Origin of the sequence: Psychrobacter sp. P11G5 (genome assembly GCF_001593305.1) — a bacterium.
Taxonomy (GTDB): Bacteria; Pseudomonadota; Gammaproteobacteria; order Pseudomonadales; family Moraxellaceae; genus Psychrobacter.
On record NZ_CP012533.1, the window covers coordinates 3,109,927 to 3,122,927 of the forward strand.

General features: G+C 42.0%; 11 protein-coding genes. 4 read left to right on the top strand and 7 right to left on the bottom strand.

Translation table 11 applies throughout. The annotated features are described in order from the left end of the window. Positions 1 to 189 precede the first annotated feature (189 nt). From clpX to AK825_RS12715, 3 genes are all read left to right on the top strand, one after another. On the top strand, positions 190 to 1,464 hold the full coding sequence (gene clpX / locus AK825_RS12705; protein ID WP_068038108.1) for an ATP-dependent protease ATP-binding subunit ClpX: 1,275 nt from the start codon (positions 190 to 192) through the stop codon (positions 1,462 to 1,464). A 279-nt stretch (positions 1,465 to 1,743) separates the two neighbouring features. Then, positions 1,744 to 2,754 (top strand): SDR family NAD(P)-dependent oxidoreductase, encoded by a 1,011-nt coding sequence (locus tag AK825_RS12710; protein ID WP_082787254.1) that lies wholly within the window; start codon positions 1,744 to 1,746, stop codon positions 2,752 to 2,754. Positions 2,755 to 3,077: 323 nt separating this feature from the next. Continuing rightward, positions 3,078 to 4,040, top strand: a complete 963-nt coding sequence (locus AK825_RS12715; RefSeq protein WP_068038110.1) for a c-type cytochrome — start codon at positions 3,078 to 3,080, stop codon at positions 4,038 to 4,040. A 109-nt stretch (positions 4,041 to 4,149) separates the two neighbouring features. Here the strand turns inward: AK825_RS12715 and AK825_RS12720 are convergent, their stop codons facing one another. From AK825_RS12720 to argS, 3 genes are all read right to left on the bottom strand, one after another. Further along, positions 4,150 to 5,244 carry a PTS sugar transporter subunit IIC gene (locus AK825_RS12720; protein ID WP_068038113.1) on the bottom strand — a complete coding sequence of 365 codons (1,095 nt, stop codon included), beginning with the start codon at positions 5,242 to 5,244 and terminating at the stop codon, positions 4,150 to 4,152. Between the two features lie 135 nt (positions 5,245 to 5,379). After that, on the bottom strand, positions 5,380 to 6,195 hold the full coding sequence (locus AK825_RS12725) for an SPOR domain-containing protein (RefSeq protein WP_068038117.1): 816 nt from the start codon (positions 6,193 to 6,195) through the stop codon (positions 5,380 to 5,382). A gap of 61 nt (positions 6,196 to 6,256) precedes the next feature. After that, entirely contained in the window at positions 6,257 to 8,086 is a 1,830-nt protein-coding gene (gene argS, locus AK825_RS12730) for an arginine--tRNA ligase (protein ID WP_068038120.1), read from the bottom strand. 664 nt (positions 8,087 to 8,750) lie between these two features. Here argS and AK825_RS12735 point away from each other — a divergent pair. Continuing rightward, entirely contained in the window at positions 8,751 to 8,969 is a 219-nt protein-coding gene (locus AK825_RS12735) for a DUF2788 domain-containing protein (RefSeq protein WP_068038123.1), read from the top strand. Here AK825_RS12735 and benE read toward each other — a convergent pair. The 4 genes from benE to AK825_RS12755 form a co-directional block, all read right to left on the bottom strand. Then, entirely contained in the window at positions 8,966 to 10,165 is a 1,200-nt protein-coding gene (benE, locus tag AK825_RS12740; RefSeq protein WP_068038126.1) for a benzoate/H(+) symporter BenE, read from the bottom strand. The two genes, AK825_RS12735 and benE, sit on opposite strands and share 4 nt — an antisense overlap. 100 nt (positions 10,166 to 10,265) lie before the next feature. Further along, positions 10,266 to 11,312 carry a tRNA 5-methoxyuridine(34)/uridine 5-oxyacetic acid(34) synthase CmoB gene (gene cmoB / locus AK825_RS12745; RefSeq protein ID WP_068038128.1) on the bottom strand — a complete coding sequence of 349 codons (1,047 nt, stop codon included), beginning with the start codon at positions 11,310 to 11,312 and terminating at the stop codon, positions 10,266 to 10,268. A 355-nt stretch (positions 11,313 to 11,667) separates the two neighbouring features. Next, a complete protein-coding gene (locus tag AK825_RS12750) occupies positions 11,668 to 12,228 on the bottom strand; it encodes a hypothetical protein (protein ID WP_068038131.1) in 561 nt (186 codons plus the stop codon). Positions 12,229 to 12,362: 134 nt separating this feature from the next. Then, positions 12,363 to 12,959, bottom strand: coding sequence for a hypothetical protein (locus AK825_RS12755; protein WP_068038134.1), 597 nt, complete (start codon positions 12,957 to 12,959; stop codon positions 12,363 to 12,365). Positions 12,960 to 13,001: the final 42 nt, after the last annotated feature.

Consider the following 13,001-nt stretch of genomic DNA (forward strand, 5'->3'; position numbering starts at 1 on the left):
AGAAGCATCTGCTTTGCAGCTATATAATATGAAGTTAACGATAATACCTTTTCCAAAAACTAAAGATAACGCGGAAGATGAGCGTAAGTACTACGCCTGTAGACTTCGCGAGTCTGACCAGTTTAATGACTGTGTGTTTGCTTGTTTTTTGGGAATGGTATGAGTTTTAAATTTTAGGAGTGCCTGTATATGGCAGAAGATAACAACCCGCATTGCTCGTTTTGTGGTAAAGCCAAAAGCGAAGTTAAGCAACTAATTGCTGCTGATGATGCCAATATCTGTAACGAATGCATTGAATTATGTACTGATTTAATCGCTGATAGTGCTACCGATGATGACTCTGATGGCGATATCGATACCTCATGGGTCAATAAAAAATTGCCAACGCCTAAAGAGTTGCGTGCCAAGCTTGATGAGTACGTTATCGGTCAAGACGCTGCTAAAAAGGCGTTAGCTGTTGCCGTTTATAACCATTATAAGCGTCTAAAAGTCAGCCAAACCTTAGCTAATGACAGTAAAAAATCTAAAATTGGCGCTGACGATGCAATGGTTGAGTTGGCTAAGAGTAACATCTTGCTAATTGGTCCAACTGGCTCTGGTAAGACTTTACTGGCGCAAACATTGGCGCGTCTGCTAGATGTACCTTTTGCGATGGCTGATGCTACTACTTTGACCGAAGCAGGTTATGTCGGTGAAGACGTTGAAAACATCGTACAAAAGCTATTGCAAGCGTCTGACTATGATGTGAGTAAAGCTGAGCAAGGTATCATCTATATTGATGAGATTGATAAAATCAGTAAAAAAGGCGATAACCCGTCTATCACTCGTGATGTGTCAGGCGAAGGCGTACAACAAGCCTTGCTAAAGCTCATCGAAGGTACGGTAGCTGCTATCCCGCCACACGGTGGACGTAAGCATCCACAGCAAGAGCTGATTCAAGTAGATACCAGCAATATCCTCATCATCGTTGGTGGTGCATTTGCAGGTCTTGATCAAGTGATTCAGCAGCGCACTGAAAAAGGCGGTATTGGCTTTAATGCTGATGTGAGCTCAAAAGATGATAGCCGTCGCAGCTCAGACTTACTACAACAAGTTGAGCCAGAAGATTTAATCAAGTTTGGTCTTATTCCTGAGCTGATTGGTCGTCTACCCGTTCTCGCTGCATTACAAGAGCTTGATGAAGAAGCCCTTAAACAGATTTTGACAGAGCCTAAGAATGCTCTAGTTAAGCAGTACAAATATCTGTTCGATATGGAAGGTGCTGATATTAGCTTTACCGATGAAGCGCTTGCTGCTATCGCCAAAAAAGCCATGGAGCGTAAAACGGGTGCCCGTGGTCTGCGCTCTATCGTTGAAAATGCCTTACTTGAAACGATGTATGAGCTACCATCAATGAAGAACGCCAAAACAGTAATGGTTGATGAGCAGGTTATCAACGAAGGTAAAACACCTAAAATTGCTTAATTTATTGTTCAGTTAAGACAGTTAATTATAAGTAATTAGCCGTTATTGTAGAAAAAGCGTCTAGCATCTCGTGCTAAGACGCTTTTTTTATGTCTGCTGATTTATTCCCACTGACGCATCGAAAAATGACAGCTGCGTCTATCAATGATAAGTAGATAAAATTAAAATCATGCTAAGGTAGATATTCTGTCTTAATCCCCATATTTAACTGCTGTCATTCATCTTGAATCTTAAGTTCAGATACTGACCATTAATTACTATAACAAAGGACTGTTTGTTATGCTGAATAACGTTACTGCTATGGCAAGCTCATTACGCCAACACTTACCTTTTTCATCCAATGAAGACCATGACATCGCTCCTTATTACCGCGATCATGTTGCCGCTATTACTGGTGCAGGTTCTGGTATGGGGCGTGAGCTTGCCATTCATTTAGCGCAAATGGGCTGTCATGTCGCGCTATCCGATATCAATGCTGAGCAGTTGACACAAACCAAGGATTTACTCGTTGGTTACGATATAAAAGTGACCACCACAATACTCGATGTCTCAGACAATAAAGCGGTTGAAGCTTGGGCAGATGAGGTCATGAGCAATCATGGCAAAGTAAATTTTATCTTTAATAATGCAGGCGTGGCACTCTACTCTACCGTAGAGGGCAGTAGCATTAGCGAGCTTGAATGGGTAATGGATATCAACTTTTGGGGCGTGGTTTATGGCACTAAGGCGTTTTTGCCATTGATTAAAGATAGTGTTAAACAAAGCGAAACTGATACCAGTAATAGCAAAAGCAGCAAATCACGCCAGTTTAATGAGCATGGTCACATCGTGAATATCTCAAGTCTATTTGGCTTAACTGCTCAGCCTTCACAGTCCGCTTATAACGCCAGCAAATTCGCTGTACGCGGCTTTACCGAAAGCCTGCGCCAAGAGTTAGATATCCAGCGCTGCGGCGTGTCAGCAACTTGTATCCATCCAGGTGGTATCAAAACCAATATCGCCAACAGTGCACGCGGTAATGACAGCATAAACGACATTGGCATGCGTACTGGCCCCAAAGCTATTAGAAGTTTTAATAAGTTTTTGAAATTTGATGCCAGCGAGGCCGCTTGGATTATCTTGCATGCAACAGCGACCAATCAGCCACGCTGTTTGATTGGTAATGATGCCAAGATGATAGATACTGTACAGCGCATATTTCCAGCGAGTTATAGTCAAGTGTTAAACGATGTTAATAAGTTGTCTCGCAAGCTAAAACCGCATCGTAATAAAAAACCAAACACGGCCTAAATAGGCTCGTCTAGAAACACTCATTCACACAAAAAAGCGCTCAAACATTAGCAATGTTTAAGCGCTTTTTTAATCAATAGAATAATAGAAAGGTTCTTATATTTAATAAAATTAAATTAACATTTATCTTAAACATAAAAACACTTTACGTTTTTATATACTTTATATATTTATATTTGATACAATCATGTTACTGGCAACTCACAGATTGATTGCTTATTCAATCGTTTTCACGAAATTTAAGTTTATTATTGTCATCATGCAGATTAAGTTATCACGAAAATACGGATTTACATATTATTTTTTATAATAAGGATATTCCAATGAAAATAATTTTACGAACCAACTTAAGGGTCAAGCCTTCCCTTTCCATCCTCATGGCTGCTATCCTTACTATTGGTACTGCGAGCATGACAGCTTGCAGTGAAACTGATACCAAAGCTGTTGACCGTGTCGAAGAAGCTGAAGCCTTAGCACGAGTAAAATCACTTGAAGCACGTGCAGCAGAAATTAGAGAGGACATAATCGCAAAGCCAAGTGCCAAACTAACCATTAGCATGCCAGATGAGTCTACTATTCCAAATGATGAATTTGGCGCAGCGGTACGCCGTGGCCTACAAATTGCCAATCATACTTATAAAGAATTGCCAGATAACGTGGGCAACCAGCTTAACTGTACCAGCTGTCACTTGGGCAACGGTTCAGAAGCCTACGCTGCACCTTGGAACGGTATGCCAGGTATTTATCCTATTTATCGCACACGTGCTGGTCGTGTCAATACCATTCAAGAGAGGATCAATGGTTGTTTTGAGCGCTCAATGAATGGCAAGGCGCTTGATTTAGGTTCAGATGATATGAACGCAATGGTGTCTTATATGAGCTGGTTGTCGCAAGACTTACCTTACGGCGTCTCACCTGAAGGCCGTGGCTTTGTTAAGGTAGATAAAACCTTAGAGCCAAACAGTGATAATGGCAAAAAACTATTTGCTGAAAAATGTAGCGTTTGTCATGGAGAGAATGGAGAAGGTCAGTATAACGATGATGGCACCTATGTTTATCCAGCTGTTGCCGGAGACAAGTCCTTTAACGATGGCGCAGGTATGGCACGAACTTATACCGCTGCATCCTTTATCAAAGGTAAAATGCCATTTGGGCAAGGCAACTCGCTAAGTGATCAAGAAGCGGTCGATATTGCTGGCTACTTTACTCATTTACCACGCCCTGTAAAAGCTAATAAAGATAAAGATTGGCCAAACGGTGATGCCCCCAAAGATGTTCGTCGTTAAAAAGGCGCTTAAGATATAGCCAAAATTTCCCGTATAAAAAGCCCAGTTAATTTAGATAGCTGGGCTTTTCTATTTTAGAAATCATTAAAGATATTCAAACTTATAAAGCTTAAGGCAGCTTCATATCACCAGCAACTAACCAGCCCATACGGCGCATCACATAAGCGACTGTTCCAGCAATCACAGCTGGTAATATAAACATTAATAAAATAATCGCTGTCCATAACTCCGTTGTGCTCATAATACCTTGCGACGCTTCAATAACGCCAAACACGCCGACCAGTCCCGCAGTTCCCATACCAGCGCCTGTAGCCGTACAGGCTAGTCCAAAGCCTACCGTCGCGATAGGACCGACGATGGCGCTAGCGATAACGGCTGGTAATAGTATTAGCGGCTTTCTTAATACATTAGGAATTTGTAGCATACTCGTGCCGAGACCTTGAGATACTACACCACTCACACCGTTATCTTTGAAACTGGCAACGGCAAAGCCAATCATATGTGCTGCGCAGCCAACGACAGCTGCCCCACCAGCCAAACCACCAAGCCCAATGGCAATACAAATCGCCGCGCTTGAAGTTGGCAGTGTCAATAAAATACCAACCACCACTGCAATGACAATACCCATTAATAATGGTTGTAGCTCAGTGGCCGCTTGGATACCTTGTCCAATGGCATCGACAGCAGCGACGATAGGTGGATTAAGTAGCGCACAGACCAATAGAGCAACACCACATACTAATAACGGCACCAACAAAATATCGAGCTTAGTCTTACCCGCGACCCAAGTACCAGCGCGATAGGCGAATACTGAGGCCAGATACGCCCCTATCGGATTACCAGGTAAAGCCACAAAGGTTGCAGGTCCGCCCACTTGCGACGTGAAAAGCGTCCCTGTCATTAGTGCTTCAGAATGTGCCCCAAGCATGCCTGCTACCAAGCAACTGAGCATGACTAACGTTGGTGCTTTAAGGTAATAAGCAATACCCACTCCGATACCAGCGCCCATCAAAATCGAAGCCAGCTTGCCGACAGCGACCAATGCGGGCAAGTCTAACCAGCCACCGATTTGTGAGATGATAAGACCAGCAATCAGGGTGACAAACAGACCTAGAGCCATACCTGTAAAGGCATCGATAAAATACTTTTGAAAAAATGTTTTAATCATGCCAGTAGATGCTGTTGCGGAGTTAGATACAGTCATAGCTATACTCTTCGTGGATGTTTGATAAGCAAGGTACAATAAAACAGCTGAGTAAAAATAAGAGATAAAAAAAACGTCATTACGACGCTTTTTTTATCATGAACAGATGACTAAAGTTATTATAGATAGTTAAAACTAACGACGCTGCTCAACGATAATAGAGTCGATCCCATTATTTTGTAAGCGCTGCTGTGCAGTGGTCACTGCTTGACGGCTATTCATCGGGCGCGAAATGACCTGATAAATTGGCAAACCATTACCCGTCGTATTTTTCACAACTCTAGCGTCTACACCAGCCATCAGTACTTGCGCACGGCGGCGATCGGCTTCATCCGCATCACCGAAGCTATTGATTTGCAAAATGTAAGTGGCAGCAGGTTTAGCTTGTTGTATGCTTGCAGTACCCGCACCTGTATTATTTGCTCGGTTTGCCGTATTTCCAGCAGGCGCTGACCCATCATAGGTTGCATCTTCTTCGACAATAACAATATCATCGCCACTATTGTTAGTTGCCGCACTATTACCACGATTAGGCTCAATAACGGTGCTTTCAGAGATACCGAAGTTACCTGTATCATCATTGCGACTGGCAGAGTTATTTTCAGGCTGAGTGACAACCACATCTGGCTCAAAAGCACCCATATCACCTACTTGACCATCATCTGTCTCACCAATATCTTCATCAGGAATAGTGGCCATTTCTTGATTGGGCAAAATATCATAGAACTCATAATCGCTATTATCAGTATCGGTCTCAACACGTTGTTGTACCTGACGATCAGGGTCTGTCCCAGCAGTGCTATCAGCAGGACTAAAGTTAAATAATGGTGAGAGATATAAAAATACCCCGATCATAAGGGTTAATATGGCCCCGACAAACATCCATAATAAGCCTGATACGCTACTTGATTTGCGCTTTTCAGTCGCACCTTTAGGTTTTTTGGCTAGCATGGATCTCTTTCTCCCTACTGAATCTATCTATCATAATCAAATTATTGCTATCAGTTGCCTACTACATGCTAGACGGTGCAGACAACCCTAATAAACTAAGCCCGTTGGCCAATACTTGACGTACGGCTTTAGACAAACGTAGACGCGCTTGCATCAAATCAACCTCTTCCTGACTTGGCGTCTCACCTGAGGTCAAGCTTACAGGCAAAATACGATTGGTATCATACCAACCATGAAATAACGCGGCTAAATCTTTTAGATAATTGGTCAATACATGCGGCTCGTAACCTGTCGCGGCTCGTAGTAATGTCGCCGGATAACCTGCTAGTAGTTTAATCAGCTCATCTTCATTAGGGGCAGTGAGCAAGTTTTGATGCTCAAGACCAATCGCATCATTTACAACAAGACCGCTTTTTTGCAGCTTCTCTAACACGCGGCAAACACGCGCATGTGCGTACTGGATATAATAAACTTGATTATCTTTGCTTTGTGATTTGGCAAGCTCTAAATCAAAATCAACATGTACCTCTGGTTTGCGTGCCACATAATAGAAACGCGCCGCATCATTACCCACTTCGTGACGCAGCTCACGTAAGGTGACAAACTTGCCCGAACGTGACGACATTTGCACTTTTTCACTACCGCGCCATAATGCCACAAACTGTACCAATACCACATCAAGACGTTCAGCATCGATACCAAGCGCTAATAGTGCCGCTTTTACCCGTGGTACATAACCATGATGGTCTGCGCCCCAGACGTTAATGACTTTATCAAAACCGCGATCAAACTTGTTTTTATGATAAGCAATATCAGAAGCAAAATAGGTCGTCTGACCGTTAGCACGGCGTACCACACGGTCTTTTTCATCACCGAAATCAGTCGATTTGAACCAAATATTACCGTCTTTTTCATATAGATAGCCTTTTTCATCTAACACTTGCAGGGCAGGTTCAATCTCGCTATCAATAGATCTTTCACTGAACCAGCATTCATAGCGTACGCCAAAGTCGTTTAAGTCGTCTTTGATATCGGCCAAAATACTACTTAATGCCGCATTTAAAAACAGCTCATAGCTATCGCCAAGCAAGGCTTTGCTGTTGAAAATCAGCCCGTCGATGTGCGCTTCTTTATCGCCTGACAGCAATGTCTTTTCGCCATCAGCGTTTATCTCAAACTGAGCATCTTCTGGCACATCTTTAGCAATTTCTGCAAAGCTATGTACATAGCTAACACCATGTTGCGCTTTTAATGTCTGTGCGATATCACTGACATAGTCACCTTGATAACCATTGACGGGGAATACTATTTGCTCACCATTGGTCTCTAGATAACGTAAATAAGTACTGGTCGCCAAGATATCCATTTGACGACCGGCATCGTTGACATAATACTCACGCGTAACGTCATAACCGATTGCTTCAAGCAGGTTTGCCACGCTCATACCGAATGCGGCACCGCGTCCGTGACCAACATGTAGGCTAGACGTTGGATTGGCAGAAACGAACTCAACTTGTACTTTTTGTCCTTCAAACTGATCGCTTAAACCAAAACGCTCCTGCAACTTAAAAATATCGTCCAATACGGCAAATTTAGCTTCGGCATTTAAGAATACATTAATGAACCCCGGGCCTGCGATTTCTACTTGGCGAATATTTTGGTTTTCAGGTAACGCGCTGACAATCTTTTCAGCAAGCTGACGTGGGTTGGTCTTAGCTGCTTTGGCAGCCGTGAGCGCGATATTACTAGCAAAATCACCATGACTAAGGTCTTTAGTACGAGTAATTTGGCTATTATTCTGCCAATCAGCTGGTAGCTCACCATCAGCTTGTAGGGTGCGAATAGCATCATTAAATAGGGATGCTAGCGTATCAATTTGGGCTTGTGACATAGGGATTTGAACTCAATTAAATAAACAACAAAAAACAGTATGAAATGTAGTGAATGCGCGCAGTCGATAACTGCTTATTATAATATAGTTGATTCAATTTAAAAGAGGGTCAAGGCAACCGAGTGCAGATGTATAAGTAATACTTCAAGCGAGGTTAATGCTGTAACTCTTTTATAGTGGATTGACTATAGCGACTGACTTTGTAGGGGAGAAATTAGTGTAAAAAGATAAGTAACCTGTAAATATAACAATCTTTGCGCTTTATTGCACTATTTGCACCAAAATTAGCGCTAAAATCTTACTGTTATGATAGCTGGCACTGATAATTAATATAGATAACAGACTTGTCAGCCTTTTAATTTAATTTAGGCCAATTTAATACGGTATGAATAGGATGATATTGCTAATTGGCGATGATAAATTTGCCATGCTAATTGTAGCGTTCCTGTTGCCCCACTAATAGCGACAGTTTATACCAACTCACTTCCGCGTTATAATGACGGTTTGTATTGTACTCCTCTATTTACTGCTCGTTTATTTTATTTATCACTGCTTATTTTATAAGTGGTGACCCGCTTTCTTTGTTAGGGCGATTGTTACGAAAAGAAGCTATAGAATAATAGATATAAATAGAGGACACGTTACTACTTTATAGGATTATGCCATGTTTGCTATTGCTGCTAGTACTGTTACCAGTTGGGGACTGTACGTATTGCTACCCATATTTATTGCGTTTCTATTCTTTATTGTTTGGGATATTTCTAAAAAATCCGAAGCCGGTCGTGCTGGTACTTTTTGGATATTTTTAGCTTTGGGAGCAGGTTTTGTGGGCTTCTTGCTCAAGCTGCTATTAGAAGTCGCCTTTAAAAAGTGGCTGATCTAAGCCTTTATCGTTGACGAATGCATAATACGCTCTAATACATAATAGGCAATCATACCGATAAGCACACCCCAAAATACCGAGCTCAACCCTAGAAACTGCATACCAGATGCAGTGGCTAAAAAAGTAATCAAGGCCGACTCTCTTTGACTGTCATTTTTCATCGCAATATGAATATTAGCTGAAATAGCGCTAATTAGTGCAAGTCCTGCCAGCGCTGCAATCAACTCTTTAGGTAGCAGGCTAAATACCGCCACAATACTACCAGCGAACAAGCCTCCTAAGATATAAAAGATACCGTTGGCGATACCAGCAATATAGCGCCTGTCTTTACATTCATGTGCATCTTTTCCGGTACATAGAGCGGCAGTAATAGCGCCCAACGCAATGGTAATGCCACCGACGCAAGCGACTGCGATAGAAGCAACGCTAAAAACACTTACAATAGGTTTCGCTGGCGTGTCATAGCCACTCAATCTTAGGATAGCCATACCGGGCAAAAACTGTCCGCTTAAGCTGACAAGAATAAGCGGAAGCGCAAGGTTAAATACCGAGCGCCACGTCCATTCTGGCGATATGAATTTAGGTATGGTTATTGTCAAGTTAATATCGACAGGATTCATTTTGCCAAATAAAACACTCAATATAACGCCGCATGACAACACCCAAATCATGGTATATCGTGGTGAGAAACGCTTGGCCAACAAATAGCATGCCAGCATACTAAAGACAATGACAGGCATCGTGTCCGTCGCCACAAACAGATCCAAGCCAAATTGAAATAAAATACCCGCCATCATACCGGCAGCAATGCCGTTTGGAATCCATTTTAAGATTTTGTCAAAGGATCCAGTGATACCGACTAAAAAGATAACAACGGCGGAGATAATGTAAGCAGCGACCGCTTCATTGATGCTCATCTCTGGAAATAAAGTAACCAATAATGCCGTACCGGGCGCCGACCAACCAGCCACAATGGGCGTTTTGTATTTGATAGATAAATAAATACCAGGTATGGCAGCACCGATAGAGATGCCCCAAATCCAAGAAGCCATCATTGCATCGGATACTTGCGCTGCTTGCGCCGCCTGAAAAAATATAACCAACGGCCCTGCATAAGCGATAAGCACGGCTAAGAAACCAGCTACCGAGGCTGATAACGACCAGTCATTTTTCAAAGTTTTTATTAAACTTGCCATATTGCGTCCTTGCAACTCAGCAGTAATCAGTCAGGGCGGTTATAGAAAAAGATATTGTATTGAGTATTAACGATCTGTCAGCAGCGACTTCTAATCAAATTTATTTCTTGGCAATGATGGTCGCACGCATCGGTGCAGGATAGCCTTCAACGGTCTTTGTAGAATCATTGGGATCCAAAAAATCTGCTAACGAGTGATAAGTCATCCATTCAGTTTTGCGCTGCTCCTCAGTCGAGGTCACTGCCACATCTACGCAACGCACGTCAGTGAACCCTGCTTTTTCCAACCAGCCGATTAAGGCCGCAACTGACGGTAAAAAAAATACATTATTCATCTGTGCATAACGGTCATGCGGCACCAGTACGGTATTGGCATCGCCTTCAATGACTAGAGTCTCAAGCACTAGCTCACCACCTTTTACCAGCTGCCCTTTGAGCTGTTGCAAATGCTCAAACGGTGACTGACGATGATAAAGCACACCCATACTAAATACGGTATCAAATAGCTGACTGTGCTCAGGCAAAGCTTCAAGCGGTACAGGAATATAATGGGTACGGTAGCGGCCTGTCTCATGAGCATCTGCCGTACCAACAAAATGACGAATCGCCATAAACTGATGGTAAAACAAGCAAGACGGATCAATGATAATAACCGTATCCGCACCAGCGCCTGCCATACGCCAACCGTGATAACCAGAGCCACCACCGACATCTAATACCCGCCGACCTTTTAATGTCCCCAAATGCGGTACAACCCGTTGCCATTTCCAATCACTGTGCCATTCGGTATCAATCTTAATACCTAACTCATCATCGCCAATCTGACCACCAATTTTAAACGGCCCTTTACGCCACGGCATTAGCTGCTTTAATAACGCTGTTGTTTGTTTGCGCTGAGAGTCATTAAGACTTGCCTCAATCGTCAAGACATCACTATCCAGATCGACAGTATTAACGGTTAGTTCTGGCAAACGCGCCACCGATGCTTGGTAAGCAGGCGCATGCGCATAGTTGGCTTTGTCTTTTATATCACCCAGCCACGTTGGTAATTGCTTTAGCCACTCGTAAGCGCTCGGCTGCTGCTGCGCCAGCTCCAGTAGTGTTAGATATAGTTCGCGTTCGGCGTTAACAATAGTTTGATTGATCATAAAAGTTCAGTTCGGGTTGATTAATGATAACGTTGGTAGAGAGTCTAAAGATTTTAAATACAAAAGCAAAAAAGATGAGCCTTAAGATTGGAGTGCTTTAAGAGTTGGCAAATATGCAGGACATAGCTCGGTATTCTTTAAGAGGTTATGCGTGCCTCGTCCCTCGGCGAAAACGAAGTATTGGACACAAATTTTTTGTAGGGTGTGCCCAGTTTTCGTAGGGTGCGCCCAGCGCACCAGAAAGTCATTAGAACAAAGCATTGCTTTATTCTGCTTGCAAGGATAATCCTTTAAATAGGATTTTCTAACAGCTTATAACGTGAGTGTTTACTTATGCCATTAACTTGAATGCGGCCTATGCCTGTCCTTGCAAAACTTCCGCTTCACTACGAAAGTCCTCATATTCAAAAACACCATAACCATTATCCTGACTTATAAAAACAATTTTGCCTTCTGCTAACCAACTTAATGCATTTTTAGCATCCTCAATAATCTCGGGATATAACTTATATAAGATATTCTCTATATTATGGTTTGATTCAGAGGTTTCGTAGTCTACTAGGTAGAGTCCATATATAATTCCTAACCTTCCTAGAAACCCATAACCGTCACAGTATAACTCGTACATTGCACAAATCGCATTACCACAGTTTTCATCTTTATTAATAATTGAGTATAGATATTCTTTTATTCGGTCGGCCTCAAACTTATGAAAATGGACGTGTCTTGCAAAACTATCATAGTAATCCTTAAAAATATCTTCAGAACTATAATCAAAGGAAATTAGTTCAAGATACAAGTCAGGGTTGCTAGACTCTAATACATTATCTTCATACAACCATTGTTCAAATGATTGGAAGCTTATTTTTCTTGTTAATACTTGATGAATCTTTCTCTCGGCTATAGATGGAATCATATTCATGCCTTACGTTCAATGAGTTGGTGCGCTGGGCGCACCTTACAAAATAAGTTAGACTTGTCAAATTCTCGTAGAGAATGAAGACAGGGCATAACCCACCTGCGTTAATATTGTTATCATTCGGTAGGCTACTATGAAGACAAATTAAAAAGTATAGGTGCTAAATATTTAAGCTTCTCAAAATACTCTACTGCCTCTTGCATTGAAGAAAGTTCATATATTGAATCGTGAGTTAGAGCATTCCTTCTATCTGTTATCTTCGTGATGTCTTTAATTACTTCTTCATCTAATATGCTTTCCCATTCTGTCCTTCTTTTTTTATTAGTTGGCCCTTCGAATGTCTCTAAAAACTCTTTAAATAGTTCGAATTGTTCAATTATTATTAGCTTTGATATTACAGGCTCTACTTTCGATCTCTGCTCACTTAAAGGAGGTAGGGGTATTTGTATTTTACCAACGCCATTCTGAGGTGGGCCTACTACCATACTAGCAACAGTAGAAAAGTGCTCACTCATTCTAAAACAGTAGGGTCTTGTTCTATCAATTTCCTTCTGACCGCTGCCTGCTGACAAAAAAGGGCCTTCCTTCCATGCTTCATTATTTTTCCCAATGTTATCCCAATCTAACATTTTTTCTGCTGCTCTAGCATTATCATAAGTCCAACAACCCGCTAACATAGCCTTTCCCGACCTGTCTATATATGCATCTAAACTATTAATCTTATTCATTACAAATGATCCCTTCAACGCTAATATTTTAAATGACCCATC

Excerpts from the sequence above, each read along its gene's own strand:
- clpX (WP_068038108.1), top strand. The coding sequence starts at position 190 with ATGGCAGAAGATAACAACCCGCATTGCTCGTTTTGTGGTAAAGCCAAA.
- AK825_RS12715 (WP_068038110.1), top strand. The coding sequence starts at position 3,078 with ATGAAAATAATTTTACGAACCAACTTAAGGGTCAAGCCTTCCCTTTCC.
- AK825_RS12735 (WP_068038123.1), top strand. The coding sequence starts at position 8,751 with ATGTTTGCTATTGCTGCTAGTACTGTTACCAGTTGGGGACTGTACGTA.
- AK825_RS12755 (WP_068038134.1), bottom strand. The coding sequence starts at position 12,959 with ATGAATAAGATTAATAGTTTAGATGCATATATAGACAGGTCGGGAAAG.
- benE (WP_068038126.1), bottom strand. The coding sequence starts at position 10,165 with ATGGCAAGTTTAATAAAAACTTTGAAAAATGACTGGTCGTTATCAGCC.
- AK825_RS12750 (WP_068038131.1), bottom strand. The coding sequence starts at position 12,228 with ATGATTCCATCTATAGCCGAGAGAAAGATTCATCAAGTATTAACAAGA.
- AK825_RS12725 (WP_068038117.1), bottom strand. The coding sequence starts at position 6,195 with ATGCTAGCCAAAAAACCTAAAGGTGCGACTGAAAAGCGCAAATCAAGT.
- AK825_RS12720 (WP_068038113.1), bottom strand. The coding sequence starts at position 5,244 with ATGACTGTATCTAACTCCGCAACAGCATCTACTGGCATGATTAAAACA.
- cmoB (WP_068038128.1), bottom strand. The coding sequence starts at position 11,312 with ATGATCAATCAAACTATTGTTAACGCCGAACGCGAACTATATCTAACA.
- argS (WP_068038120.1), bottom strand. The coding sequence starts at position 8,086 with ATGTCACAAGCCCAAATTGATACGCTAGCATCCCTATTTAATGATGCT.
- AK825_RS12710 (WP_082787254.1), top strand. The coding sequence starts at position 1,744 with ATGCTGAATAACGTTACTGCTATGGCAAGCTCATTACGCCAACACTTA.